This window comes from Bradyrhizobium sp. WSM4874 (genome assembly GCF_055811835.1).
Genome location: NZ_JBVVPR010000039.1, coordinates 22,323 through 44,781, shown reverse-complemented (window position 1 = coordinate 44,781; position 22,459 = coordinate 22,323). Strand labels below are relative to the sequence as shown.

At 62.9% G+C, this 22,459-nt stretch carries 30 protein-coding genes and 1 pseudogene; 19 read left to right on the top strand and 12 right to left on the bottom strand.

Annotation, left to right across the window (positions count from 1 at the left end; translation table 11 throughout):
* Nucleotides 1-126: 126 nt before the first annotated feature.
* From AC0L3P_RS30380 to AC0L3P_RS30345, 8 genes are read left to right on the top strand one after another with little or no spacing between them, the layout of a single operon-like run.
* Nucleotides 127-1,239, top strand: a complete 1,113-nt coding sequence (locus tag AC0L3P_RS30380; RefSeq protein WP_275169435.1) for an NAD-dependent epimerase/dehydratase family protein — start codon at nt 127-129, stop codon at nt 1,237-1,239.
* Nucleotides 1,239-2,303 carry a GDP-mannose 4,6-dehydratase gene (locus AC0L3P_RS30375; RefSeq protein WP_275169695.1) on the top strand — a complete coding sequence of 355 codons (1,065 nt, stop codon included), beginning with the start codon at nt 1,239-1,241 and terminating at the stop codon, nt 2,301-2,303. The genes AC0L3P_RS30380 and AC0L3P_RS30375 overlap by 1 nt, the downstream gene beginning before the upstream one ends.
* Entirely contained in the window at nt 2,300-3,586 is a 1,287-nt protein-coding gene (locus AC0L3P_RS30370; protein WP_473307647.1) for a TIGR04295 family B12-binding domain-containing radical SAM protein, read from the top strand. Before AC0L3P_RS30375 ends, AC0L3P_RS30370 begins: the two co-directional genes overlap by 4 nt.
* Complete coding sequence (locus tag AC0L3P_RS30365; protein ID WP_473307645.1) at nt 3,583-4,686, top strand: glycosyltransferase family 4 protein; 1,104 nt, start codon at nt 3,583-3,585, stop codon at nt 4,684-4,686. The genes AC0L3P_RS30370 and AC0L3P_RS30365 overlap by 4 nt, the downstream gene beginning before the upstream one ends.
* A complete protein-coding gene (locus AC0L3P_RS30360) occupies nt 4,683-5,813 on the top strand; it encodes a CgeB family protein (protein ID WP_473307643.1) in 1,131 nt (376 codons plus the stop codon). Before AC0L3P_RS30365 ends, AC0L3P_RS30360 begins: the two co-directional genes overlap by 4 nt.
* Entirely contained in the window at nt 5,810-6,898 is a 1,089-nt protein-coding gene (locus AC0L3P_RS30355; RefSeq protein ID WP_354060015.1) for a CgeB family protein, read from the top strand. The genes AC0L3P_RS30360 and AC0L3P_RS30355 overlap by 4 nt, the downstream gene beginning before the upstream one ends.
* Entirely contained in the window at nt 6,895-8,019 is a 1,125-nt protein-coding gene (locus AC0L3P_RS30350) for a CgeB family protein (protein ID WP_473307641.1), read from the top strand. The genes AC0L3P_RS30355 and AC0L3P_RS30350 overlap by 4 nt, the downstream gene beginning before the upstream one ends.
* An 11-nt stretch (nt 8,020-8,030) precedes the next feature.
* Complete coding sequence (locus AC0L3P_RS30345; protein ID WP_473307639.1) at nt 8,031-9,098, top strand: UDP-glucuronic acid decarboxylase family protein; 1,068 nt, start codon at nt 8,031-8,033, stop codon at nt 9,096-9,098.
* Between the two features lie 43 nt (nt 9,099-9,141).
* Here the strand turns inward: AC0L3P_RS30345 and AC0L3P_RS30340 are convergent, their stop codons facing one another.
* Nucleotides 9,142-9,402 (bottom strand): hypothetical protein, encoded by a 261-nt coding sequence (locus tag AC0L3P_RS30340; RefSeq protein ID WP_354060009.1) that lies wholly within the window; start codon nt 9,400-9,402, stop codon nt 9,142-9,144.
* 133 nt (nt 9,403-9,535) lie between these two features.
* On the bottom strand, nt 9,536-10,033 hold the full coding sequence (locus tag AC0L3P_RS30335) for a ferritin-like domain-containing protein (RefSeq protein ID WP_354060007.1): 498 nt from the start codon (nt 10,031-10,033) through the stop codon (nt 9,536-9,538).
* A 227-nt stretch (nt 10,034-10,260) separates the two neighbouring features.
* On the opposite strand from AC0L3P_RS30335, the gene AC0L3P_RS30330 reads away from it, so the two are divergent.
* The 4 genes from AC0L3P_RS30330 (at nt 10,261) to AC0L3P_RS30315 (ending at nt 13,251) form a co-directional block, all read left to right on the top strand.
* Nucleotides 10,261-10,848, top strand: coding sequence for a NuoB/complex I 20 kDa subunit family protein (locus AC0L3P_RS30330; RefSeq protein WP_354060005.1), 588 nt, complete (start codon nt 10,261-10,263; stop codon nt 10,846-10,848).
* 29 nt (nt 10,849-10,877) lie between these two features.
* Entirely contained in the window at nt 10,878-11,732 is an 855-nt protein-coding gene (locus tag AC0L3P_RS30325) for an MBL fold metallo-hydrolase (RefSeq protein ID WP_354060003.1), read from the top strand.
* Between the two features lie 72 nt (nt 11,733-11,804).
* Nucleotides 11,805-12,161 carry a hypothetical protein gene (locus tag AC0L3P_RS30320; protein WP_473307635.1) on the top strand — a complete coding sequence of 119 codons (357 nt, stop codon included), beginning with the start codon at nt 11,805-11,807 and terminating at the stop codon, nt 12,159-12,161.
* A 202-nt stretch (nt 12,162-12,363) separates the two neighbouring features.
* Nucleotides 12,364-13,251: a manganese catalase family protein gene (locus tag AC0L3P_RS30315; RefSeq protein ID WP_275169447.1), complete on the top strand. Its 888-nt coding sequence runs from the start codon at nt 12,364-12,366 to the stop codon at nt 13,249-13,251.
* Nucleotides 13,252-13,303: 52 nt separating this feature from the next.
* Here the strand turns inward: AC0L3P_RS30315 and AC0L3P_RS30310 are convergent, their stop codons facing one another.
* Both AC0L3P_RS30310 and AC0L3P_RS30305 read right to left on the bottom strand, forming a co-directional pair.
* On the bottom strand, nt 13,304-13,540 hold the full coding sequence (locus tag AC0L3P_RS30310) for a hypothetical protein (RefSeq protein WP_275169448.1): 237 nt from the start codon (nt 13,538-13,540) through the stop codon (nt 13,304-13,306).
* A 26-nt stretch (nt 13,541-13,566) separates the two neighbouring features.
* Nucleotides 13,567-13,983: an NADH-quinone oxidoreductase subunit D-related protein gene (locus AC0L3P_RS30305; protein ID WP_473307632.1), complete on the bottom strand. Its 417-nt coding sequence runs from the start codon at nt 13,981-13,983 to the stop codon at nt 13,567-13,569.
* A gap of 161 nt (nt 13,984-14,144) precedes the next feature.
* Here AC0L3P_RS30305 and AC0L3P_RS30300 point away from each other — a divergent pair, with 161 nt between their 5' ends.
* On the top strand, nt 14,145-14,381 hold the full coding sequence (locus tag AC0L3P_RS30300) for a DUF3551 domain-containing protein (protein WP_473307630.1): 237 nt from the start codon (nt 14,145-14,147) through the stop codon (nt 14,379-14,381).
* A gap of 153 nt (nt 14,382-14,534) precedes the next feature.
* Here the strand turns inward: AC0L3P_RS30300 and AC0L3P_RS30295 are convergent.
* The 5 genes and pseudogenes from AC0L3P_RS30295 to AC0L3P_RS30275 form a co-directional block, all read right to left on the bottom strand.
* A pseudogene (locus AC0L3P_RS30295) lies at nt 14,535-15,392 on the bottom strand (SIR2 family NAD-dependent protein deacylase).
* The gene (locus AC0L3P_RS30290) at nt 15,393-15,866 is read right to left on the bottom strand and encodes an NUDIX hydrolase (RefSeq protein ID WP_473307626.1); all 474 of its coding nucleotides are present in this window, start codon (nt 15,864-15,866) and stop codon (nt 15,393-15,395) included.
* A gap of 74 nt (nt 15,867-15,940) precedes the next feature.
* Nucleotides 15,941-16,726, bottom strand: coding sequence for a succinate dehydrogenase iron-sulfur subunit (locus tag AC0L3P_RS30285; RefSeq protein WP_473307624.1), 786 nt, complete (start codon nt 16,724-16,726; stop codon nt 15,941-15,943).
* A gap of 74 nt (nt 16,727-16,800) precedes the next feature.
* A complete protein-coding gene (locus AC0L3P_RS30280) occupies nt 16,801-16,965 on the bottom strand; it encodes a hypothetical protein (RefSeq protein WP_473307622.1) in 165 nt (54 codons plus the stop codon).
* Nucleotides 16,937-17,446 (bottom strand): DUF2243 domain-containing protein, encoded by a 510-nt coding sequence (locus AC0L3P_RS30275; RefSeq protein ID WP_473307620.1) that lies wholly within the window; start codon nt 17,444-17,446, stop codon nt 16,937-16,939. Before AC0L3P_RS30275 ends, AC0L3P_RS30280 begins: the two co-directional genes overlap by 29 nt.
* Before the next feature lie 245 nt (nt 17,447-17,691).
* Here AC0L3P_RS30275 and AC0L3P_RS30270 point away from each other — a divergent pair, with 245 nt between their 5' ends.
* Nucleotides 17,692-18,153, top strand: coding sequence for a DUF4142 domain-containing protein (locus tag AC0L3P_RS30270; protein ID WP_473307618.1), 462 nt, complete (start codon nt 17,692-17,694; stop codon nt 18,151-18,153).
* Between the two features lie 87 nt (nt 18,154-18,240).
* A complete protein-coding gene (locus tag AC0L3P_RS30265) occupies nt 18,241-18,456 on the top strand; it encodes a hypothetical protein (RefSeq protein ID WP_473307616.1) in 216 nt (71 codons plus the stop codon).
* Between the two features lie 778 nt (nt 18,457-19,234).
* Here AC0L3P_RS30265 and AC0L3P_RS30260 read toward each other — a convergent pair.
* Nucleotides 19,235-19,408, bottom strand: coding sequence for a hypothetical protein (locus AC0L3P_RS30260; RefSeq protein ID WP_354059987.1), 174 nt, complete (start codon nt 19,406-19,408; stop codon nt 19,235-19,237).
* A gap of 149 nt (nt 19,409-19,557) precedes the next feature.
* Between AC0L3P_RS30260 and AC0L3P_RS30255 the strand changes: the two genes are divergently transcribed.
* Complete coding sequence (locus tag AC0L3P_RS30255) at nt 19,558-20,127, top strand: DUF1236 domain-containing protein (protein WP_473307614.1); 570 nt, start codon at nt 19,558-19,560, stop codon at nt 20,125-20,127.
* Nucleotides 20,128-20,167: 40 nt separating this feature from the next.
* On the top strand, nt 20,168-20,356 hold the full coding sequence (locus AC0L3P_RS30250; RefSeq protein ID WP_083926604.1) for a hypothetical protein: 189 nt from the start codon (nt 20,168-20,170) through the stop codon (nt 20,354-20,356).
* 20 nt (nt 20,357-20,376) lie between these two features.
* Here AC0L3P_RS30250 and AC0L3P_RS30245 read toward each other — a convergent pair whose 3' ends face one another.
* Both AC0L3P_RS30245 and AC0L3P_RS30240 read right to left on the bottom strand, forming a co-directional pair.
* Complete coding sequence (locus AC0L3P_RS30245) at nt 20,377-20,844, bottom strand: metallophosphoesterase family protein (protein ID WP_473307612.1); 468 nt, start codon at nt 20,842-20,844, stop codon at nt 20,377-20,379.
* Nucleotides 20,845-20,858: 14 nt separating this feature from the next.
* Entirely contained in the window at nt 20,859-21,077 is a 219-nt protein-coding gene (locus AC0L3P_RS30240) for a DUF6894 family protein (protein ID WP_473307609.1), read from the bottom strand.
* 132 nt (nt 21,078-21,209) lie between these two features.
* Between AC0L3P_RS30240 and AC0L3P_RS30235 the strand changes: the two genes are divergently transcribed.
* Both AC0L3P_RS30235 and coxB read left to right on the top strand, forming a co-directional pair.
* Nucleotides 21,210-21,332, top strand: a complete 123-nt coding sequence (locus AC0L3P_RS30235; RefSeq protein ID WP_473307607.1) for a hypothetical protein — start codon at nt 21,210-21,212, stop codon at nt 21,330-21,332.
* A gap of 150 nt (nt 21,333-21,482) precedes the next feature.
* Nucleotides 21,483-22,457, top strand: coding sequence for a cytochrome c oxidase subunit II (gene coxB, locus AC0L3P_RS30230; RefSeq protein ID WP_473307603.1), 975 nt, complete (start codon nt 21,483-21,485; stop codon nt 22,455-22,457).
* The last annotated feature ends 2 nt before the right edge of the window (nt 22,458-22,459 follow it).

Genomic DNA, 22,459 nt, shown 5'->3' with positions numbered 1-22,459 from the left:
CCTTGCGTCGCTTCTAATTTCAAATGTGACTGGCGCGCCGGTCGCCCGACCAGAACAGCAGCGCGCTTTCATTCTCATCACGGATTGATCCCGCAGGATCGATCTCACGGCGGCACGGAGCGGTGAATGACGCGAGTATTGATCACTGGAGGTGCGGGATTCATCGGATCGCATGCGGCCGACGCGCTGCTGGCGGCCGGCTATGAAGTCCGCCTGCTCGACAATCTCTCGCCGCAGGTCCACGGAGGCAACCGTCAGCGTCCCGCCTATCTTGCCAACGACGCGGAGCTCGTCGTCGGTGACGTCACCGACGCTCTTGCGGTCGATCATGCGTTGCGCGGCACCGACATGGTCCTGCATCTCGCATCAGCGGTCGGCGTCGGCCAGAGCATGTACGACATCGAACCCTATGTCAGGACCAACGAGCTCGGTACCGCCGTGCTGTTGCAGACGCTATCCAAGCGCCCGGTCGCGCGGCTCGTGGTGGCCTCGTCCATGAGTATTTACGGCGAAGGCCTCTACCGGAGCGCCGATCAGAGCGTGGTCGCCTGCGAGGAGCGAGCGGTCGAGCAGCTTCGCCGCGGTGATTGGGAGCTGCGCGATGCCACCGGCAACCCGCTGGATCCCGTTCCCACGCCGGAGACAAAGCAGCCTTCGCTGAGCTCGATCTATGCGCTCAACAAATATGCGCAGGAGCGCATGTGCCTGATCACAGGCAAGGCGTATGGCATCCCGACCGTGGCGCTACGCTTCTTCAATGCGTTCGGGCCACGTCAGGCCCTGTCCAATCCGTATACCGGCGTGCTGGCCATCTTTGCCGCCCGGCTGCTCAACGGCCGTCCTCCCCTCGTCTTCGAGGACGGCCGGCAGCGCCGCGACTTCGTCCATGTGCATGACGTCGCCCGCGCCTGCCGGATGGCGCTGGAGGCGGAGCACGCGCACGACGTCTTCAACGTCGGCTCGGGTCAGAGTCGCACCATTCTATCGGTCGCCGAGGATCTGGCCGAAGTCATGGGGCGCCGCGACATTGCGCCCGAGCTGACGCGGAAATATCGCGCCGGGGATATCCGGCACTGTTTCGCCGACATGGGAAAATCCCGCGACGTGCTCGGCTTCGAGCCGCGCGTCGCATTCAGGGACGGGCTCGAAGAGCTGGCGGAATATCTCGCCGACCAGATCGCCGACGATCAGGCGGAGCGAGCCACCAAGGAGCTGCAGCAACGAGGATTGGTCGCGTGATGAGAGAACGAGACAACAGACCCGTCCTGATCACCGGCGGCTGCGGGTTTATCGGCTGCAACCTCGCCGACCGCCTCGCGGAGCGCGGCGAGCCGGTGCTGATCCTGGATAATCTCGCCCGCGCCGGCGTGCGGGAGAATGCGCAGTGGCTGAAGTCCCGGCATGGCGACCGGGTCACAATCGCCGTCGCCGACATCCGCGAGCCGATCCCGGTGATCGACGCCGTACGCGAAGCCCGCGCCGTGCTGCACTTGGCGGCCCAAGTCGCCGTCACCGACAGCGTGAGCGATCCGGCCGCCGATTTCGAGATCAACGCGCGGGGCACATTGAACGTGCTCGAAGCCGTGCGGCTCCACAACAACGCCGCGCCGATCGTGTTCGCCTCGACCAACAAGGTCTACGGACGTCTGATCGACGATGGCGACATCGCGCTCACCGGCCGCCGCTACACGCCGACAAGAGGCCTGCTCGCCGCCGGCATCTCGGAAAATGCGCCGCTCGACTTCTACAGCCCCTATGGATGCTCCAAGGGAACGGCGGATCAATACGTCCACGACTATGCGCGGGTCTACGGACTCCAGACCGTGGTGATGCGGATGAGCTGCATCTATGGGCCCCGCCAATTCGGCACCGAGGATCAGGGCTGGATCGCGCATTTCCTGCTGAGCGCCATCCGCAGCAAAGAGCTGACGATCTATGGCGACGGCCATCAGGTCCGCGATGCGCTTCACGTCTCCGACGCGGCCTCGGCCTGGCTCGCCGTGCTCGATGGCATCGCGCTCGCCCGTGGACGCGTATTCAATCTCGGCGGCGGTCCGGCCAACGCGATCAGTCTGCTGGAATTGATCGACCGCATCACCGATCTGACCGGCCGCAAGGTGGCCTATCGCTTTGCCGATTGGAGGCCCGGGGATCAGCCCTGGTACGTGACCGACACGCGCGCCCTCTCCAGCGCGCTCGGCTGGGCCCCTCAGGTTTCGTTCGCAGACGGCCTCCGATCCCTTCACAGCTGGCTGGACGGCCGGTTCGGATCGTCACAAGGCAACCGCGAGGCGCTGGCATGACGCGTGTTGCCCTCATCAACCCAAACTGGGATTTTGGCGGCAGCATCTATTTCGGCTGCCGATCCCCTCACCTTCCGCTCGAACTCGGGATCTCCGAGCATTACCTGAAGGCGGCAGGGCACAAGACGCTTCTGCTCGATGCCCACATGTTCGATCTTTCGCTCGCCGATATCGATGCCGAGCTGCGCGCGTTCGGCCCCGACCAGATCGTCATCACGACGGCACCGACCTATCTGTTCTGGCGCTGTGCCCCTCCCGAGCTCCGCGTTCCCCAGGCGCTTGCGATGGCGGTGCGCGACTTGGCTCCGATCCTCGTCGCGGTGGGCCCCCACGGCTCGACCGTGCCAAAAGCGGCGCTTCGAAAGCTCGGCACCGACATCGTCGTGATGGGCGAGTGCGAGGCCTCCTTGTTGCGTCTTGCCAATGGCGAACGGGACTTTCCGGGTCTGTGCTTCGCCGATGGCGCATCGCTCCGCGTCAATGGCGGCCCGCAGGCGGTCGCATTCAAGGATCAGCCGCCGCTTGACTGGCCGGAGGAGATGATCCGGCGGCATCACCATCACCACCACCGTTTCGAAGCCGAGCCACAGGCACCTGGCGCCGAGGTCGAGTCGTCCAGGGGATGTCCGTACAATTGCACGTTCTGCGCCAAGGAGAACTTCCGCAACGCCTACCGCAAGCGGCCTGCCTCCATCGTTCTCGAAGAGATCGACGGCCTGCGTCATCACGGCATCGAATATGTCTATTTCATCGACGAGATTTTCCTACCGAACGCAGAACTGCTGGAAGGGCTGACCACACGCGGGCTGAAGTTCGGGGTGCAGACCCGCATCGACCTCTGGAAGCCGGACATGCTGGCTCTGCTCGGCCGCGCCGGCTGCGTCTCGATTGAAGCCGGCATCGAAAGCCTCACGATCGAGGGCCGCGCCGCGCTCGCCAAGAACTGCAAGATGACGACCGACCAGCTTGCCGAACGGCTGGTCGAGGCGCGCCGTCACGTTCCTTTCGTGCAGGCCAATTTGATCGAAGTCCCCGAGGACGATGACCCCATCGTGCAGCGCTGGCGCCGCACCATGCAGGATGCCGGCATCTGGGCCAACGATCCGGTCCCGCTGTATCCCTATCCGGGCTCGCCGGATTACCGGAAGCTGTGGGGCGAGCCCGACGATTACGCCTGGGAGCGCGCACACCGGCACTATCTCGCGATGTTCGATCAGTTCAGCGACGTGCAGAACGATCGTCCGGTGCCGCTCGAGGCTCTCGAACTGCAGGTGGCATCATGAGCCGCAGCTCGCAGCTCAGGATCCTGATGACGACCGATACCGTCGGAGGCGTCTGGACCTACTCGTCCTCACTTGCTTCGTCCCTTGCTGCACAGGGGGCCGACGTCACCCTGGTGACGATGGGCCCCCGCGCGCGGGCCGGCCAGCTTGAGATGCTGCGTGGCTCGCGGGTCCACCTGATCGAAACGGACCTTGCACTCGAATGGCAGGATCCGGAAGGACAAGATCTGTCCCAGGCCAGGCGCGTCCTTGCGAAGCTCGAAGCCGGAATCGGGCCCGACGTCGTTCACCTCAATAGTTTTCGCGAGGCGACCTTCGCGTGGCGCGCTCCGGTCGTGGTCGTCGCGCATTCCTGCGTCAACTCCTGGGGGCTCGCCTGCCGCGATACGAGCTGGCTCGGCGAACCGAAATGGCGTGGCTACACCGAACGGGTGATCGCCGCACTCGACACCGCACAGGCTTGGGTTTGTCCCAGCCAATCCTTCCACGATGACATTGCGGAAATCTATCGGCCTCGCTCGCGCGGCATCGTGATCTGGAATGGAATTGGCCCTCAGGGCTTTGCGGGACGGAAGCAAGACATGATCTTTGCGGCGGGCCGGCTCTGGGACCGCGCCAAGAACATCGAGGTCTTGGCGGCCGCGGCGCCTGGGCTGGACTGGCCCGTTCAGGTCGCCGGGCCGGCGGATGAGTGCCCTTCGGCTTCCGTCACCTGGCTTGGGCATTTGCCTCATGAAGCCATGCGCGCGCACTTGCAGCACGCGGCCATCTTCGCCAGCCCCGCGCTCTATGAGCCGTTCGGCCTCTCCGTTCTGGAAGCCGCGGCCGCGGGATGCGCCCTCGTCCTGTCCGACATTCCCACTTTCAGGGAATTGTGGAGCGGGGCCGCGCTGTTCGTCGATCCCACCGACAGCAAGGCGCTGCATCGAGCACTCGCAGGTCTGTGCACCGACGATCGCGAACGGGTGCGGCTGCAACGTGCCGCCTTTGAGCATTCTCTGACCTACTCGCTGACCCGAACCACGAGCGCCTATCTCAGCCTCTACGAGGAGCTGCTTGCCGTCCACCACGCGCCCGCCCCCATGGAGGTACGCGCATGAAATGCGTTCTGTTCTACCATGCGTTCACCTCCTGCTGGAACAACGGCAATGCCCATTTCCTGCGCGGCTATGCCCGCGAACTTCACGCGCTCGGTCATGAGGTCGTCGTGTTCGAGCCGATCGACGGCTGGAGCCGATTGAATGCGATCCGCGAGGGTGGCAGTCAGACGATGGAGGATATTCCAACGCTGTTTCCCGGCATCGGCATCCGCCGCTACGACGCCTCCCTTGATCTCGATGAAGCCTTGCACGGTGCCGATCTCGTCGTCGTCCACGAATGGAATTCGCCTGATCTGATCGCAGACATCGGATCGAGACGGGCTCATGGCGCTCCCTTCACGCTGCTGTTCCACGACACCCATCATCGCGCCGTCAGCGCGCCGGACGAGCTTGCGCAGTTCGACCTCGACGGCTTCGACGGTGTGCTCGCCTTCGGCGAGGTCCTTCGTCAAATCTATCTGAAGCTCGGCTGGGCCGACCGGGCCTTCACCTGGCACGAGGCAGCCGACATCGCCCTGTACCATCAGCTGCCAGATATCGAGCGCACCGACGATGTCGTCTGGATCGGCAATTGGGGCGACGGCGAACGCAGCGCCGAGCTCAACGAATTTCTGGTCGAACCCGTGGCCGAGCTGAAGCTGAGCGCGGGGGTCTATGGCGTCCGCTATTCAGATGCGGCGCTCGCGACCATTCAGGCGGCAGGCATTCGGTATGGCGGCTGGCTGCCCGCACACTGGGCTCCCATTGCTTTCGCCGGCGCACGCGCGACTGTCCACGTTCCCCGCGGCCCCTATGTCCGCTTGCTTCCGGGCATTCCGACCATTCGCGTCTTCGAAGCGATGGCGTGCGGCATTCCACTGGTCTCGGCCCCCTGGTCCGATGCGGAAGGCCTGTTCCCGGAAGGTGCCTATCTCAGCGCTTCCGACGGCACCGAAATGAAGCGGGCGCTTCGTGCGCTGCTCGATGACCGGGAGTTGTGGTCCGCCACGGTGGAGACCGGGCTCCGCACGATCAAGGAGCGTCACACCTGCCGTCATCGGGCGGAGCAGCTTGTCGGCATCGCGCAGGACCTCCGGGCCACAGGCCACTCCACACAGCCCAAGCGATACATCGGAGCCTCCGCATGAAGATCTGCTTCTTCGGGTCCAGCCTCGTCTCATCCTACTGGAACGGTGCCGCCACCTATTACCGCGGCATGCTGAAGGAGATTGCGGCCCTCGGCCACGACGTCACATTCTTCGAGCCCGATGCTTTCGAGCGCCAGGCCCATCGCGACATCGACGATCCCGACTGGGCGAAGGTGGTGGTCTACGCCGCGACGCCCGAGGGGTGGCGAAGCTCGCTTGAGGAAGCCGCCCGCTCGGCCGACATGCTGGTCAAGGCCAGCGGCGTCGGCGTCTTCGATCAGGAGCTGGAGAACGCAGTCGCCGAAATTCCGTCGAATGCGATGCGCATCTACTGGGACGTCGATGCCCCCGCGACGCTGGAATCGGTGGCGGACAATCCAGACCATCATCTACGCCATGCGATCCGGTCCTACGACATGGTTTTGACCTATGGCGGCGGCGATGCCGTCGTATCCGCCTATCGCGGCATCAGTGCGCGAGACTGCGTGCCGATCTACAATGCGCTCGACCCCGCCACGCACTTTCCTGCGCCGCCCAATGCGCACTTCACGTGCGACCTGAGCCTGCTGGCAAATCGCCTCCCCGATCGCGAGCAGCGCGTCGAGCGGTTCTTTCTCGACGTCGCACGCCAATTGCCGGACAAGACGTTCGTGCTCGGCGGATCGGGGTGGGACTCCAAAGACACGCCAGCCAATCTGCACAAGGTCGGGCATGTCGGGACCGGCGACCACAACGCGTTCTTCGGCTCCGGTCTGGCTACGCTGAATGTCAATCGCGACAGCATGGCGCGCTACGGCTTCTCGCCGCCAACACGCGTGTTCGAAGCCATCGGTGCCGGAGCCTGCCTGATCACCGACCAGTGGGACGGCATCGATCATTTTCTCGAGCCAGATCGCGAGGTGCTGGTGGCCGCGACCGGGGCGGAGGTCGCAGAGCATCTTGCTGCACTGCGCCCCGACCGGGCTCAGGCGATCGCAGCGCGCGCTCGTGCGCGCGTTCTGAGCCACCACACCTACCGGCAGCGCGCGCGCCAGTTCAACGATCTCTTTGCCGCAAGCAGTTCGCGAATCGAGGCAGCAGAATGAACCTCAATATCGTCGTCGTCGGTCTTTCGGTCACTTCGTCCTGGGGCAACGGTCATGCCACGACCTATCGCGCCCTGATCGAAGCCCTGGCACGACGAGGTCACCACGTCACGTTTCTGGAACGCGACGTTCCCTGGTATCGCGAGCATCGTGATCTTGCCAAGCCTTCCGCTTGGACCGTCGAGCTTTATCAATCCTTGAAGGACATCCCGCAGCGTTTTGGAAAGATGATCCGCGATGCCGATCTGGTGGTCATCGGCTCCTACGTGCCCGACGGCATCGCGATCTCCGAATGGATCACGACCCACGCCCGGGGGATTACCGCCTTCTACGACATCGACACGCCGGTCACGCTTGCCAAGCTCGAGCAGGGCCTGGACTACCTTTCCGCGGCGATGATCCCTCGCTTCGACCTTTATTTGTCCTTTGCCGGCGGCCCGGTGCCCGGCATGATCGAGGAGAACTATGGCAGTCCGCTGGCTCGGGTGCTGTATTGCAGTGCCGACACCGACACCTATGCGCCGCAACGCGCGCCGAAGAAATGGGCACTAGGCTATCTCGGAACCTACAGCGAGGACCGGCAGCCGGTTCTAGAGCAGTTGCTGCTCGCCCCCGCTCGCACTCTGTCGCGCGAGCAATTCGTCGTCGCCGGCGCGCAATATCCCGATGAGGTGGTCTGGCCCGTCAATGTCGCCCGGATCGAGCACCTTACGCCCAAACATCATCCGGGATTTTACGCGGAGCAACGCTTTACGCTGAACGCCACCCGTGCCGACATGCGCGCGCTCGGCTTCTCTCCCAGCGTTCGGCTGTTCGAAGCGGCCGCGTGCGGCACGCCCGTCATCTCGGACCGGTGGCCTGGCATCGAGACCGTCTTCGAACCTTCCCGGGAGATCCTGCTCGCATCGAGCCCCCGCGACGTCGTGGAGATCCTGCGCGACATGCCCGAGGAGCGACGGCGCACGATCGCGGAAAACGCACGGCGCCGCGTTCTGGCCGACCACACCTCCGACCATCGCGCCCGGCAAGTGGAGACCTACTACGCCGAGGCATCGGTCCGTCGCCGCCGGAAAGCCCCGCAACTTCCCGCCTCGCGTCCCATGCAGGTCGCTCAAATCTGAAAGGCAGCACCATGACAGTTCAGACCCGCATCAACGCGTCCCGCCGCTCTCCCACCGTTCTGGTGGCCGGCGGCGCCGGCTTCATCGGATCGCACCTCTGCGACGCGCTTTTGCAACGCGGCCACACCGTGATCTGCCTCGACAACCTGTTCACGGGAACGATCGACAACATCCGGCCGCTGCTCAATCATCCGAATTTTCGCTTCATCGAACACGACGTGCGCGATCCCGTCGAGATCGAGGGCGACATCGACCGGATCTACAGCCTCGCCTGCCCGGCGTCGCCGCGTCATTATCAGAAGGATCCGGTCGGCACGATGAAGACCTGCGTGCTCGGCACCATCAACATGCTGGAGCTCGCGCAACGGAAAGGCGCCCGGGTGCTGCAGGCATCGACCAGCGAGGTCTACGGCGATCCGGAGGTCCATCCCCAGCCGGAAACCTATCTCGGCAACGTCAATCCGATCGGGCCCCGGGCCTGCTACGACGAGGGTAAGCGGGCCGCGGAAACGCTGATGTTCGATTACCATCGCATGTACGGGGTTGAAATCAAGGTTGCGCGCATCTTCAACACCTACGGACCCCGGATGCTGGAGAACGACGGGCGCGTGGTCTCCAACTTCATTGTGCAGGCGCTTCGCGGAGAGCCGATCACGATTTATGGAGGTGGCACGCAGACCAGGAGCTTCTGCTTCGTCGACGATCTCGTGCGCGGCCTCCAGCTGCTCATGGAGAGTCCATCCTCGATTACCGGTCCGTGCAATCTGGGCAACCCCCACGAGGTCACCATCGAGGCTATTGCGCGTGACGTGCTGGCGTACACGGAGTCAGTTTCCCCGCTCCGGTTCGAGGAGTTGCCCAAGGACGATCCAAAGCGCCGCAAACCGGTGATCGACACAGCCGTTCGAGCGCTGGGATGGCGCCCGCGCGTGGCGCTCAAAGACGGTCTCAAGGCGACGATCGCCTATTTCGCCATGCGCATCGCCGGGGAAGCGCCGGCACTCGTTCCGGCCATTGCACCGCGCAGGAACGGACGTACCGGGGCACGCGGCCAGCTGACAATTGCCGATCGGCAGTAAGCGGCAGAAAGAGCCCACGAGCCCGAGGAACCCGGGCGAGCCCTCAAGCCCGTGAAGCGGCCGCGCCACGGGCCCGCTTGCAGAGGTTTTCGAGATGGTACTCGTATTCGGAGATCGCCCGGTTGGCCATCCGGATCCGGTTTGCCTGGCCTTCCTCGACCATCATGGTGATGCGTTGAGCCAGAAATACGCACGCATCGAACTCATCGTGGATCGCCCCGCTGCGGGCCAGAAAGTCCCATGCGATCTCATAGGCTTGTTCGGCAGCAGGACTGCGGTAGTCGCTGAAGATGATGTGCGCCATGACAGCAAAACGCGGATGAGAGGGTTTCGGTCCTGCGGGCCCATATGAGAGCGCAGGCAGACTCAGCGGCCGAACCCGCCGGTCTCGCACCGGGCGGGACCGGCGATCTCGCCGTGGTGGGGATGGAGTGCGATCAGGCCGCCTGGCGCTGATGCGCCAGATATTCCATCGTCACCTTCTCGACGTTCGAGTCGATCCAGGCGGCCATGCGCTGCTCCTCCTTCAGGGACGTCTCGAGCGGCTCCTTGGCCTCCGCAAGCCCGGCGGCGCCGCAGAGGGCGAGCAGAGACTTGTAGGCAGCGATCTCGAAATTCTCGAAGGCATTGTTGGCGAACGTATTCTTGAGAATCTCGTCGCCGGCCACCGAGTGTGCCATGGCTTGCATGTTCGCCATCATGGATTGCGTCGTATCCTTGAGGCTGGAGGTACTCTCGCCGCAGGCTTCCAGGCATCTCTCCAAGCGCTTCAGCTGCTCGTTGGTCTCCTGAAGGTGGGCGGCGACCTTGGCCTTGACCTCAGGATATTCGTCCAGTCGTTCCGACTGACGTTCCATCAACTCTCGCGCCTGCACTTCCATCGCATGCGCATTGCGTAGTCCAATCACGAATGTATCGCGGGCTGCGTTCGTCATCTCATGTTCTCCATTTCACGGGCCTTGTTGCCGCCAACCGCAGTTTTGGTGGATCGTTCCTAGGGTGATCCGTGACGCGAACGCTGGGTTCCGGCGGCCGGACCCGAAGCTAACCTGCGATAACAGAACACAAATCCACCTACCGCCGCAGGAACGCGGCATGCAAATGACTGTTTCCCGAAGCATGTGGTCGCATCTCCAAACGACCGCAGCGTTCAGGGACCAGAATGACAGGCAGCTTTCCGCATGCCAGCAACTCAGGCCCTTCGCTTGGCAGGCCTGGACTTGGCCGGCCGGGTGAGGGACGACCGGACAACACTTCCGATCCGTTCTTCATGAGTATCCGCGACGATCTTGCGGACAAGGGCTTCTTCACGGCGACCGCGGAGGAGCTGATCACCTGGGCGCGGACCGGATCGCTGATGTGGATGACGTTCGGGCTCGCCTGCTGCGCGGTCGAGATGATGCAGATGTCGATGCCGCGCTACGACGCCGAACGGTTCGGATTCGCTCCGCGCGCATCGCCACGCCAATCCGACGTGATCATCGTCGCGGGCACGCTGACCAACAAGATGGCGCCGGCGTTCCGCAAAATCTACGATCAGATGCCTGAGCCGCGCTACGTGATCTCGATGGGGTCGTGCGCCAACGGCGGCGGCTATTATCACTATTCCTATTCGGTCGTGCGCGGCTGCGACCGCGTCGTGCCGGTCGACATCTACGTGCCCGGCTGCCCGCCGACCGCGGAGGCGCTGCTGTACGGCGTGATGCTGCTTCAGAAGAAGATCCGGCGCATCGGCACGATCGAGCGCTAGTGAGCTGACCAAATCGGACCCGAATGGACATGACGCAGATCTCGCTTCCCTCTTCCGCCGACGCGGAGCATCCGCAATCCGACCTCGACCGCAACGACAACACGCGGCAGATCGTCGCTGACGTCGCCTATCGTCAGCTTGCGATCGTCAACGTCATTTTCGTGGGTTTCGAGAACGCCGGCGACGGCAATTGGGTGCTTGTGGACGCCGGCATTCCCGGATCGGCTGGCGCCATCCGCTCCGCCGCGAAAGCCAGATTTGGAGGAAACGGCCGGCCCGCCTGCATCATCATGACGCATGGGCATTTCGATCACGTCGGCGTGCTCGAAACGCTGGCGAGTGAGTGGGAGGTGCCGGTTTATGCCCATGCGGCCGAGCATCCCTATCTTGACGGAAGCCAATCCTACCCGTCGGCCGATCCCAGCGTCGGTGGCGGGCTGCTCGCTCGGCTCTCTCCGCTATTCCCGACCAAGCCGGTCAACGTCGCATCGCGCCTCTATGATCTTCCCTGTGATCACAGCGTACCCTTCATGCCGGAATGGCAGTGGATCCATACGCCCGGCCATACCCCAGGACATATCTCGCTCTGGCGCAAAGGCGATCGCGTGCTGATCGCCGGCGACGCCTTCATCACGACGCGGCAGGAATCCGCTTACGCCGCAGTGACCCAAACGCCGGAGATGCACGGGCCCCCGATGTATTTCACGCCCGATTGGGAAAGCGCGAAGAGATCGGTGCGCGCACTTGCCGCGCTCGCCCCGGAGATCGTCGTCACCGGGCACGGCGCGGCCATGCAGGGGCCGCAGATGCGCGCGGCTCTCGATGCTCTCGCCCAACGGTTCGACGAAGTTGCCGTGCCTTCGCAATATCGACGTGGAGCTTAATCACACGGCACGGCGAGGAACGGTCGATGCTTCACGTGATTGTCCGACATCGAAACCTCAAGGAGAAATAACATGCGTAAGACAATCCTGACGATCTTCACGGCCGCGATGCTTGCAGGCGCTTCAGTGGGCGCAGCATACGCGCAAGGTGCTGGCGGCGGCGCTGGTGGTGGCGCAGGCGGCGGCGCCGGTGCTGGCGCGGGTGGCGCCGGAGGCGGCGCGGGCGCTGGTGCCGACGGCGCAGGTGCCGGCGGTGCTGGAGCTGGCGGTGCTGGAGCTGGCGGTGCAGGAGCCGGCTCGGGCGGAGCCGGCGGATCGGGTGGCGGCGGCATCACGCATGTCGAGCGGGGCGGACAAGGTGCCTCCAGTCCTTCCGGCATGCGCAACGAGACGACCCCACCGTCCAACGGCACCATGCCGCGCCGCTAGCGGTTCACGGTTCGCAATTTCTAAAGCGCGCTCCTTGCTGTTGCGTGCATGAGAGCGGCCCCGGCGAGATCCTCTCCTCGCCGGGGCCGCATCGCGTTCACGTCTCAATTTAAAGGCTTTCAAAATAGTCGCTAGAAACTCCATAGGAACGCAACCCGGCAGCACTCATTGCGCAATAGCGTGAACACAAAAGGAGCTGCGCATGTACTATTTCGACAAACGACTGCAATATCCGGTCAGGGTCGAGAAGCCGGATCCCATCTTCGCCCGCCAACTGCAGCAAGCCATCGGCGGCGTCGAAGGCGAGATCCGCGTCTGCCTTCAGTATTTCTTCCAGGCCTGGGGCGCGCGGGGGCCGGCCAAATATCGCGACGTCCTGCTCAATACCGCGACCGAAGAGATCAGCCACATCGAGATGCTCGCGACCGCGGTCGCGTTGAACCTGGAGAATGCGCCGGCAACGATGCAGGAGACCAGCCTGCAGGCCAACCCGGTCGTCGGCGCGGTGATGAACGGCGGCGAGCGGCCGCGGCATGTGATCGAGGGCATGCTGCACCGGCATCTGCTCTCGACCGGCATGGCCGCCTTCCCTGCCAATTGCGACGGCGTCCCGTTCGATTGTTCGCATGTCTATGCCAGCGGCAATCTGGCCGCCGACATGTATTGCAACGTCGCGGCTGAATCCACCGGCCGGACTCTCGCCGTGCGTCTCTTCAATTCCACCAGCGATCCCGGCATGCAGGACATGCTGAGCTACCTGATTGCGCGCGACACCATGCATCAACAGCAATGGCTCGCGGTGATCGAGGAGATGGGCGCGGATGCCGCCCTGCCCATTCCGAACAGCTTCGACCGCAGCAAGGAGGCGACCGAATTCAGCTACATGTTCATGGGCACCGAACGCAATGCGGCACCGCTACAGCCGGGGCGCTACTGCGAAGGTCCTTCGCTCGACGGCCAGGGGTCGTTCAGCTTCCGCGCCGGGTTCGAGCCTTTGGGCGAGGAGCCTTTGCTCGGACCAGCGCGGCCGGATAGCGGCGCACAGGTCGAGCAGATGAACGAGCCGCCGGTGACGAACGCGCTGGCTTGATACTCGTGCACCGGCCGGGGTCGTCCGATAAAGGGACGGCCTTGGCCGGCGTCTAGCGACGCCGAGCCACCAGAACGCCCAACAGAAACGCCGCAAAGACCGCTTGCAGCGGTGCTGCTCTGGTCATCTTCCGCAACTGGTCGGCCAATTGCGCCGAGGGCGCTTGGGAAGGCGCATCGAGTCCTGTTGTTGTATTACCGTGCGGCGCGTGCGAGCCGCTCTGCGCAGTGAACTGATCGTCCACGAGGCCGGATGCTTCGGTCATGGCGGAGCTTTCTTTGATATCCATGCTGATCCTCCAGTGCGGTTTTCCAGTCAGCGATCAACGTCGCCGAAGACAATGTCGAGCGACCCGAGAATCGCGGAGACGTCCGCGAGCAAATGCCCCCTGCAGAGAAAGTCCATCGCTTGCAAATGGGCGAACCCCGGCGACCTGATCTTGCACTTGTAGGGACGGTTCGTGCCGTCCGCGATGAGGAACACACCGAACTCGCCCTTCGGAGCCTCGACAGCGACATAGTCGAGCCAGTCGAAATAGGGGATCGCCTGAAGATAGGTCTTGGCCTCGATCAGCTTTTCGGTGCCCCGGTGCAAAAGACCAATGTGCGGATCGACGCGTGCGACGATTTCGCCGTCCAGTTCGAGCACGAGCCTCAGCACGCCATGCGCGGCGGGATGCAGGGGATCGAAATTGATGGTGAAGTTTCTCAAGCTGGGAGACTGGTCAAGCATATCGCTTCCGATCGAGGACATCGGTCACCTTAATCGCGATCGACGTCGAACGGCTTCACACAGGTTAACGATCGCGTCGAACTGGAGAAAAGGAGCCGTGAGCGTTGCCCTTTGGAACCCTGCTTCACGAGGGACGTTCAATGTTGAATTGGAGATTTTCCATGAAGCATCGATTGCTCCTGGCTGTCGCGTCTCTCGCGCTCGTGACGGGCTTCGGCTCCTCGACGGCCGCCATCGCACAAGACCGCTACTGCCTTCAGGGCCGCGTCTGGGGTTATCCGGGCAACTGCCAGTTCGCCAGTTACGCTCAGTGCATGGCGACTGCATCGGGAACGAACGCCTATTGCGGCGTCAATCCGCGCTATGCCTATGCCCGGCGCTATAGAGGATATCGGTGACCAGTCCCGCTTGCGGACTGGCAATCGACCCCCGTTCTGACCGATCCCGCCGCTGAGCCGAGCGCCCCATGGCATCAGAGCAAACGCTCACGGCCGTCGTGTTCGCCGGCGGTCTCGGTCTTGGCGCGTATCATGGCGGCGCGTTCGAGGCCCTCACTTCTTACGGTCGATACGTTCGCGGATGTCCAGCAAAAAGCGGGTAACACCATCATCCGGGCTGACGCCGTCAGGCGGCGCGACAGTGATGATGCCCCAGTTCGTACCGCCTCCTGCACTGGATTGCGCTGGGTGACGAAAACGAAGGACCTCGGTCGGTCCTGGCGGTGTCCCGACTCGTCCCAACTCTGCCAAATACGGTGCAGCAGGAGCCGAATGTTGGGATCTGACATGCTGTATCCGATGAAAAGCAACGTGCTTCCCAAAGCATCGGCCCGAAACCGGATGTCGAGCGGCGAATCGAACGCGAGCCGGTTGAGGAAGTCGGTCTCGGTCAGGACGAGCGAGGCATCGTCGTCGAAGTCGCCATGGAATTTGATGATGTGCGTGACGCCGGAACGGGCGCCTGCAATGTCCTTTGCGTTTGCTGATCTTGGCGTAGGGCTTTTTCAGGACCTCGAAGGCTGTCTCGAGGTTACGGTCGTAGTTCGTGGTGTAAATGGTCGGAAAATCGAGCTCCACGATCAGCTTGTGGAGGCGCGAGGCCGCGATCCTGTCCGGGTCGACGCGCCAGTTGCGATCGAGCCAGCTGCGGAGCGGGCCAATTCCGCCGCGCTTCAGCCGGTAGTACTCCGCCAGCATCTGGTAGCCGCCGTGCATTCCATCGATCACGTCGCGCTCAAGTCCAAGGTCATCCAGCAGATGGTCGATCAGAGATTGCCAGGACGGCAGGCCGACAGCCATCGAGACGCCGGCGCCGACGAACAGGATGGCGCAGCGCCGCTTGATCGCAGCGGCCAGGACCTCGTGAGGCGGTCGCTCCTCGAATGCTAGTCCGGTCGGTTGCTGGTTCATCTACCTTGAATAGCTGGACGAGACGCGGGTTCCTGGGCCATCGCCCAGCGGTAAGGAAGCGGTCTTCTCCGTCTGCGCCGCGAAGCGGGCGATCAGACGCCGAAGCTGCGCTTTGTGGACCAGACGGCCCGCCGTTTTCGGCGAGACCCAGATTGCTTCGCGCTCACCCTTTTCCGGCCACCAGCGCTCCTGCCCGTGGACTCTCATGGGAAAGACGGCGACGTTCATGGTCCGCTTGCGATCGCCCTTCCGTTTACGATGCTTGAAGGAGCCCAGCGCGCGCTTTGCGGTGACCCCGACAAGACCGGCCTCCTCGTACGCCTCGAGCGCAGCCGTACGATGCGGCTCCGTCTTACGCATCGGCGATCCCTTCGGGACACTCCATCTGCCCTTACGTCTGGTCGTAATCAGCATCACGCGCAATTCGGAATTTTTCAGCATGAACGGCAACGCGGCGAATTGTTTCTTACCCATCAGGAGCCTCCAGTCTGGTCGATAAGCCAACGCCGCAGCCATCGTTCCTTCTGCGCAGTAGCGTCCGTCCCCGATCAGAACTTCCGTTCGACCATCTTGAGACGCAATCCGGAAATGGCTTCGCCCGGATTCAAGCCCTTGGGACACGCCTTCGCGCAGTTGAGAATGGTGTGACAGCGATAGATCCTGAAGGGGTCTTCGAGCTTGTCGAGGCGCTCGCCCGTCGCCTCGTCGCGGCTGTCATTGACCCAGCGGGCCGCCTGGATCAGGGCCGCCGGGCCGAGGAAACGCTCCGAATTCCACCAGTAGCTTGGACAAGATGTCGAGCAGCAGGCGCATAGGATGCATTCGTAAAGTCCGTCGAGCTTGGCCCGATCCTCATGGCTCTGCCGCCATTCCTTCTGCGGCGTGGGCGACACGGTTTGCAGCCAAGGCTCGATCAATGCGAGCTGGGCGTAGAAATTCGTCAGGTCCGGAACGAGGTCCTTCACCACGGGCTGGTGCGGCAAAGGCAGGACGCGCAGCGGCTCGCCTTGCGGGACGTCCTCGATCATGGACTTGGTGCAGGCGAGCGTGTTCTGGCCGGCGATATTCATCGAGCAGGAGCCGCACACGCCTTCGCGGCAGGACCGCCTGAACGTCAGCGTGGAATCGATGTTGTTCTTGATCCAGATCAGACCATCCAGCACCATGGGCCCGCAATCGGTCATATCGACGAAGTAGGTGTCGAGCCGGGGATTGCGACCGTCGTCGGGATTCCAGCGATAGACCTGGAATTCGCGCAACGATTTGCTGTCCGGCTTGGGCCAGATCCTTCCCTTTTCCACGCGGGAGTGTTTCGGAAGCCTGAACTCGACCATGTTATCTCCGGGCGGACATGAGGCGTTGACAAAGGCCGCGACGTTCAACTCCACTTGCGCAGCTGAACCGCGCATCAGCCGAGATTGAAGCAACGGAGTTGCAGAAGATCATCCACCGACACACCAAACAGCACGATGCGAAAGGCTGGTGCTGTCGCCAGCACCAGGAGCACCGTGAAAATGGCATAGACCAGAGCCGGCGGAGTCTCTCTAGCGAGCTTGTAGACTGCTTTCCGCATTTACCCTCCCTTGCTTGCCGGCACGCGTCATGGCGATGCCGACAACCAGCATGGCCGCACCCCATAGCAGGAAGCCGAGATCCCAGAAGATGCGCTGTTCGTCGGGGACTGTCTCATTCACCCGATGCAGGTTGAAGATCCCATGGTCCACCACACCTTCAACCAGATTGAAGATGCCCCATCCGAGCAAGACCGCTCCGAGACACCGGCTGCCCGACAAATGAATGTCGGACCTGCGCGCCCTTTGCCACAGGACATACAGGCCGAGCAGCACAAGCAGATAGGTCGCACTGTGGAAGATACCGTCCCAGGTCGTATTGAGCTTGATGTTGTCGATGGAGTTGAGCGGGTACCAGCCGCTTAACATATGATGCCATTGCAGCAGCTGATGAAACACGATGCCATCGAAAAATCCGCCCAGACCAAGCCCGAGAAGGACACCCGCGGAAATCGGGAAGCTGGATGAATTGTTGTCTTGCATAAATTGACTCGTGCGCCGATCGGCATCTGGATGATGGACAAACCATCCTCAGCGCTGCCGTTCCTATGATCATGACGCACCTCCCGTGCCAATAACCTGCGTTAAGCTGCCTGCTCATCTCATGACGGCGAAGACGCTTTGCGGAGCGTCGCTCGGCTGCTCTTGCCAACGATAGGAACGTTCGAAACGGTAGCAGCGTCTTGTGAATCCAACATTGGAGATTCATCATGCTGAGAAGATCGTTTTTGCTTGCTTTGGGCGGACTCGGACTGTCGACCTACGCTGCGCAATCCAAACCAGTCCCACAGCGGGATTTTCGAACGGCCGACCTCATGGGTGGGTCGTGTGCGATGCAGACGAGTCAGCTCGCCCTGACGCGCACCGGCAATCCCGACATCGTCAACTTCGCGAATGCAGAGATTGCCGAACAGGTCCGGGTCGCGAGCGCGCTCGGAGCAGCGCCGGGATCGGCACCGCTGCGGCCGGATCATGCCGCCCTCTTTCAGCGCCTTCAGGCCACGCCATCGGGTCCCTTCGACCGGATGTATGTGCAGGGGCAGATCCGCGGGCACCGTGAATTGCTCGCGCTCAACAATTCGTATTTGCGATCCGGTGGCAACCCCGGCGAACAGCAGGTCGCACAGATGTCGCTGCCGATCATTCAGCGTCACCTGGCGATCCTGAGCAATCTCAGGGAAGTCGGCTAGAGCTTTGCCCAGCGACAAAGGAGCGGCGGGGCCGTGTGTGACGGCCGCCGTCAAAGTCGTCGATGATCCAAACCGCGAGGAGCCGATATGGCGTATGCCCTGTTCAAGGACGACGAAAAACTCAGCCGGACGTTTTCAACGAAAGAGGAAACGCTGAAAAAGGCCGACGACGCCGGTCTGGTCGAAAGCAGCGGGGGCAAGCCTCGGCTCGAGGACGACCTGCAGATCAAGCCCTGCTCGCCGGACCCCGAAGCTGGAAGCGAAGACGACCTCGATTGGACGCCGGGAAACCCGGCGTCCTGATCATCGATCTAACAGCCTTTGCAGATGCTCTTGATCTTTCGATCGACGTGGGAGTCCTGAGAGTTCTCCGAGCGTATTTCGGCGTCGCCCGGCATCGACGGACCGGGTGTCGCAGTTCCGTCAATCCGCCCGCTGCTGGTGCCTCCTGCGGGATTGCCGGCCCGCCCGACGGTTGTCGATCCTCGCGGACCGCCACCGGTTGATTGGGCCGTTCCAGCGGTGTTCGTGCCGGTAGCCGTCGTGCCGCGCGAAGCCGCGGCCGCGTCGGCTGGATTACCCAGGTTGGGTGATACATCCCCCGTCTGGTTTGTAGCTCCTGCAGAGCCAAGGCCTGCCGACCCAGGGCTTGCCGATCCAGCGCTTGCCGATCCAGGGCTTGCCGACCCAAGGCTCGAGGCACCGCCGGCCGACCCAGGGCTTGAGGCACCGCCGACGCCGCCGCTCGTGCCGCTCGCGCTTGCTCCGCCCGAACCACCGCCGCCACCGCCACCGCCGCCACCGCCAGTCTGCGCCGAGGCGGCCCCTATCGACGCGCTCGCCAGGAAGGCGATCAGTATCAAGCTCGAACTTGTCCTACGCATTGCTCAGCTCCTCTCACGATCATTGTGCGTGTGATGTTGATCGCGCTCACCACCGCCTCCCGAGACGTGTGATTTGCGGTCGTTGGTGGGCGTTCCGGGCGCTCATGCTCGCGACCTCCCTTTTCGGGGTGCTTGCGGTCCTGCCGCGAGGAGCCCGGACCACCGAAGCGTTCAGTGTCTGAGTTCTTGTGTGGCATTCATCGGTCCTGCTGGTAGCCTTGGTTTGTCGTGTTCTGCTTGATGTTGCCGTGACGTCCCTGCGTGTCGAAGTTCTCGCGGCCGGGCACCTTTTCGTCCGTCTCGATCTTTGGATCAGATCCGGGTCCCTTGTCGCTGCGCTGCTCTGGCGGTACGGGGGGCATTTTGGTCATTGCATGCTCCTTGTTTTGGTCTCGCGACCTCATGCGCTGGCAATGAGATGCGGCGTCGGTCGTTCCTGATCGATGCTGATGCATATTCCCGTAGGAACGAACGATTCCCGCGCGGGTTGACCCGCAGTTCATACCGAAGGCTTTTGTTCATGGTCCAGGATCTATCGCGTGAAGCGGAGAAGGACGGCACCCGGAAGCTGATGATGGTGGGATCGGCGGTGGCAGCCGTCCTGTTTGTAGGTTTCATCGTCTGGTTCGCCGTGCCCCAGATGTTCGGGGCAACAGACTATCTGGGCCGCCCCTCAACAGGCGCCGACAAAGGTGCCCCTGCCACGACGGTCGGCACTGGAGTTCCGACGCAGCGGGAAGCCGTCAGCAAAGCGGCCAAGGAAAACCCGGCTGGCAATGAAGATACGACCGGCGCCCGTGCGCGGGATGTCAAACAGACCGCCCAGCCGGCTGGCCTCAACGATCAGCAGCGCGAACAGCTCCGCGCCATCATCTCGTCGGCGCACGGCCCGACGATGGATCGCCCAAATTTCGAGATGATGATCGGTACTGCCGTGCCGCGCCAGACCGAGGTGGCCAACCTGCCGCCCGAAGTCACCCAAGTGCTGAACGGGTTCTGGGGCGATCAATATCTGATCGCTGGCAATGATCTCGTAATCGTGGATCAACATTCGCGCCGCGTCGCGGCAATCATCGCGGGCGTTCGCTGATCGCGTGCGCCGCATCGACAGATCGTCAAGAGGACAACTTATGCCGAAAGCGAAAGCGCCTGAAAACGACCCGAGAGAAACACCGGTCGACGATCCCCGACAGCAGACCGATTTGCCAACCCACCGGCAGACGGACCAGCCTTGGCAGGGAAATCCCGAGAAGGAGCAGATCGACCCAAAGCGTCCCCCGATTGATCTGGAGCGGTGGCAAAAATCGAATACCCACTAGCTGGCACGCACGTACTTCGTTCACCCGTCGAGCTCATGGATGGTGGGGCGCAGGTCGCCGCCCTCATCCAGTTCGAGCGTTGCCAGCGTGATCGGCAGCTTGAAGCGCCTTGGACCGGCGCTCCCGGGATTCAGGAAAAGCACTCCGTTTCTCGTGTTGACCTGCACCCGATGCGAATGTCCTGATATCACCACGTTCACACCGTGCGCTGCGGGGTCGATGGCGAGCGTCTTGAGATCGTGCAGGAGGTAGAAGCAACGAGCGCCGAGGTGCACCGTTTCGGTTTCGGGATAGCGCATCGCCCAACTGCCGACGTCGACGTTTCCCCTGATGGCGGTGACCGGCGCTATTCGGCAAAGCCTCTCCAGAACCTCCGGCGCGCCGATATCACCGGCGTGGATGATATGCGACACTCCCGCAAGACAGCGTTCGGCCTCCGGCCTGAGAAGGCCGTGCGTGTCGGAGATCACTCCGATCCTCAATGCCATGTCAGACCAGGGCTTCAGTGCAGGACATCAAGGGGTACCTTCCCGATCTCCTCACCCTCATGGTTCGTGACCAGGATCGAAAAGTGACGGTTCCTGAGTTCGGGACGCTCCGCAAGAAGTCTCCTCGCGATCTCCTCGGCAACATCCAGCGCCATGATGTCGTCAGGCAATTCAGCACCCCCCTCGTCTGCAACGGTCTTCGAATCGACCAGATCGAAATGATAGCGCGGCACGTGAACCCTCAATTTCGTCGCAGGAACGCGCGATCTCGAGCCTTCGTTCCGGCGCTCGCACGTCAACTCCCGGCATTGTCCGCAGGAACCCTCAGGGTCATAGAGGCATTGCTGCGTTTTTGGAGCCGACACATGCTCAGAGAGTTGCGCGTGCTTGCCCAGCCGGGCGCGATCATCGCCAGCCTTGCCGTCCTGTTGCTGATGGCCGCTGGCGACGCGGCGATCTTGATCGCCGTGAAGGGCTGGCCATTCTAGCCCGACGATCGATGTCGGACATATCCCTGTTGGGCCGATCGCTCCGATTGGCGCATAGGAACCTTTGTAGGCCTGACCGGTTCCGCCTGTGAAGCGGAGTGCGACAAAACGTCAATGCGGGTCTGGGTGCGAAGGGTTCTGGTGTTGTGCATGACCTGGCCGCTTGCTGCGTGCGCCGGCCGGCAGTCGGCGCTTGACCCTCAAGGGCCGCAATCCGGTCAGATCTTGCACACGCTGTTCATCTTTCTCGCCGTGGCAGCGATGGTCTGGACCGCTGTCGTGATCGTCCTCGGCATCGGAATGTTGCGGCGGAAGCGTTCGGCCGAACGGCCGCTCGATCTTCACCAGGCGTTTGAGGAACGCTCCGGGCGCGTCATCCTCGCGCTCGGGATCGCGACCACAATCATCGTGCTCGGCCTCTCCCTTGTCAGCTATGCCGGTCAGCGCACCGTCTTCGCCAAGGACGAGAAAGCCCACACCCTCAAGATCATCGGCCACCAATGGTGGTGGGAGGTCCGCTACGAGGCCGACAGTCCGCACCAGAGTTTCGTGACCGCCAACGAGATCCGGATCCCGACCGGCCAGCCGGTGAAGGTCGAGCTGGAATCCGCCGACGTGATCCACAGCTTCTGGGTGCCCAGCCTGACGGGCAAGATGGACTTGATCCCCGGGCAGAAGAACGAGCTGCAATTCACGGCGAAGAATGCCGGCGTCTATCGCGGACAATGCGCCGAGTTCTGCGGGATCCAGCACGCCCACATGGCGTTCGCGGTGATCGCGCTGCCGCCCGACGAGTTCGGCCGCTGGCGCGACCATGAAAACCAGAGCGCGAACAGCCCCGCGGATCAGCTCGGCAAACAGGGCGAGACTCTCTTCCGGGGCCGCGGATGCGCCTTGTGCCACAACATCAGCGGCACGCTGGCCGGCGGGCAGCTCGGCCCGGATCTCACGCATATCGGCAGCCGCACGACCATCGCGGCGGGAACGCTGCCGAATACTCCCGCGACGCTCGGCGCCTGGATCGCCGATCCCCAGCACATCAAGCCCGGCAATCTGATGCCGAAGATGCCGCTGCAATCCGATGAGCTGATCGCGATCATTCATTATCTGGAGCAGCTCAAGTGAGC

Excerpts from the sequence above, each read along its gene's own strand:
- AC0L3P_RS30335 (WP_354060007.1), bottom strand. The coding sequence starts at position 10,033 with ATGACGAACGCAGCCCGCGATACATTCGTGATTGGACTACGCAATGCG.
- AC0L3P_RS30300 (WP_473307630.1), top strand. The coding sequence starts at position 14,145 with ATGAAGCATCGATTGCTCCTGGCTGTCGCGTCTCTCGCGCTCGTGACG.
- AC0L3P_RS30275 (WP_473307620.1), bottom strand. The coding sequence starts at position 17,446 with ATGCAAGACAACAATTCATCCAGCTTCCCGATTTCCGCGGGTGTCCTT.
- AC0L3P_RS30280 (WP_473307622.1), bottom strand. The coding sequence starts at position 16,965 with ATGCGGAAAGCAGTCTACAAGCTCGCTAGAGAGACTCCGCCGGCTCTG.
- AC0L3P_RS30245 (WP_473307612.1), bottom strand. The coding sequence starts at position 20,844 with ATGGCATTGAGGATCGGAGTGATCTCCGACACGCACGGCCTTCTCAGG.
- AC0L3P_RS30370 (WP_473307647.1), top strand. The coding sequence starts at position 2,300 with ATGACGCGTGTTGCCCTCATCAACCCAAACTGGGATTTTGGCGGCAGC.
- AC0L3P_RS30380 (WP_275169435.1), top strand. The coding sequence starts at position 127 with ATGACGCGAGTATTGATCACTGGAGGTGCGGGATTCATCGGATCGCAT.
- AC0L3P_RS30250 (WP_083926604.1), top strand. The coding sequence starts at position 20,168 with ATGCCGAAAGCGAAAGCGCCTGAAAACGACCCGAGAGAAACACCGGTC.
- AC0L3P_RS30255 (WP_473307614.1), top strand. The coding sequence starts at position 19,558 with ATGGTCCAGGATCTATCGCGTGAAGCGGAGAAGGACGGCACCCGGAAG.
- AC0L3P_RS30305 (WP_473307632.1), bottom strand. The coding sequence starts at position 13,983 with ATGCTTGACCAGTCTCCCAGCTTGAGAAACTTCACCATCAATTTCGAT.
- AC0L3P_RS30340 (WP_354060009.1), bottom strand. The coding sequence starts at position 9,402 with ATGGCGCACATCATCTTCAGCGACTACCGCAGTCCTGCTGCCGAACAA.
- AC0L3P_RS30310 (WP_275169448.1), bottom strand. The coding sequence starts at position 13,540 with ATGGATATCAAAGAAAGCTCCGCCATGACCGAAGCATCCGGCCTCGTG.
- AC0L3P_RS30290 (WP_473307626.1), bottom strand. The coding sequence starts at position 15,866 with ATGGGTAAGAAACAATTCGCCGCGTTGCCGTTCATGCTGAAAAATTCC.
- AC0L3P_RS30235 (WP_473307607.1), top strand. The coding sequence starts at position 21,210 with ATGCTCAGAGAGTTGCGCGTGCTTGCCCAGCCGGGCGCGATCATCGCC.
- AC0L3P_RS30355 (WP_354060015.1), top strand. The coding sequence starts at position 5,810 with ATGAAGATCTGCTTCTTCGGGTCCAGCCTCGTCTCATCCTACTGGAAC.
- AC0L3P_RS30375 (WP_275169695.1), top strand. The coding sequence starts at position 1,239 with ATGAGAGAACGAGACAACAGACCCGTCCTGATCACCGGCGGCTGCGGG.
- AC0L3P_RS30360 (WP_473307643.1), top strand. The coding sequence starts at position 4,683 with ATGAAATGCGTTCTGTTCTACCATGCGTTCACCTCCTGCTGGAACAAC.
- AC0L3P_RS30325 (WP_354060003.1), top strand. The coding sequence starts at position 10,878 with ATGACGCAGATCTCGCTTCCCTCTTCCGCCGACGCGGAGCATCCGCAA.
- AC0L3P_RS30265 (WP_473307616.1), top strand. The coding sequence starts at position 18,241 with ATGGCGTATGCCCTGTTCAAGGACGACGAAAAACTCAGCCGGACGTTT.
- AC0L3P_RS30260 (WP_354059987.1), bottom strand. The coding sequence starts at position 19,408 with ATGACCAAAATGCCCCCCGTACCGCCAGAGCAGCGCAGCGACAAGGGA.
- AC0L3P_RS30345 (WP_473307639.1), top strand. The coding sequence starts at position 8,031 with ATGACAGTTCAGACCCGCATCAACGCGTCCCGCCGCTCTCCCACCGTT.
- AC0L3P_RS30330 (WP_354060005.1), top strand. The coding sequence starts at position 10,261 with ATGACAGGCAGCTTTCCGCATGCCAGCAACTCAGGCCCTTCGCTTGGC.
- AC0L3P_RS30320 (WP_473307635.1), top strand. The coding sequence starts at position 11,805 with ATGCGTAAGACAATCCTGACGATCTTCACGGCCGCGATGCTTGCAGGC.
- AC0L3P_RS30285 (WP_473307624.1), bottom strand. The coding sequence starts at position 16,726 with ATGGTCGAGTTCAGGCTTCCGAAACACTCCCGCGTGGAAAAGGGAAGG.
- coxB (WP_473307603.1), top strand. The coding sequence starts at position 21,483 with ATGACCTGGCCGCTTGCTGCGTGCGCCGGCCGGCAGTCGGCGCTTGAC.
- AC0L3P_RS30365 (WP_473307645.1), top strand. The coding sequence starts at position 3,583 with ATGAGCCGCAGCTCGCAGCTCAGGATCCTGATGACGACCGATACCGTC.
- AC0L3P_RS30350 (WP_473307641.1), top strand. The coding sequence starts at position 6,895 with ATGAACCTCAATATCGTCGTCGTCGGTCTTTCGGTCACTTCGTCCTGG.
- AC0L3P_RS30315 (WP_275169447.1), top strand. The coding sequence starts at position 12,364 with ATGTACTATTTCGACAAACGACTGCAATATCCGGTCAGGGTCGAGAAG.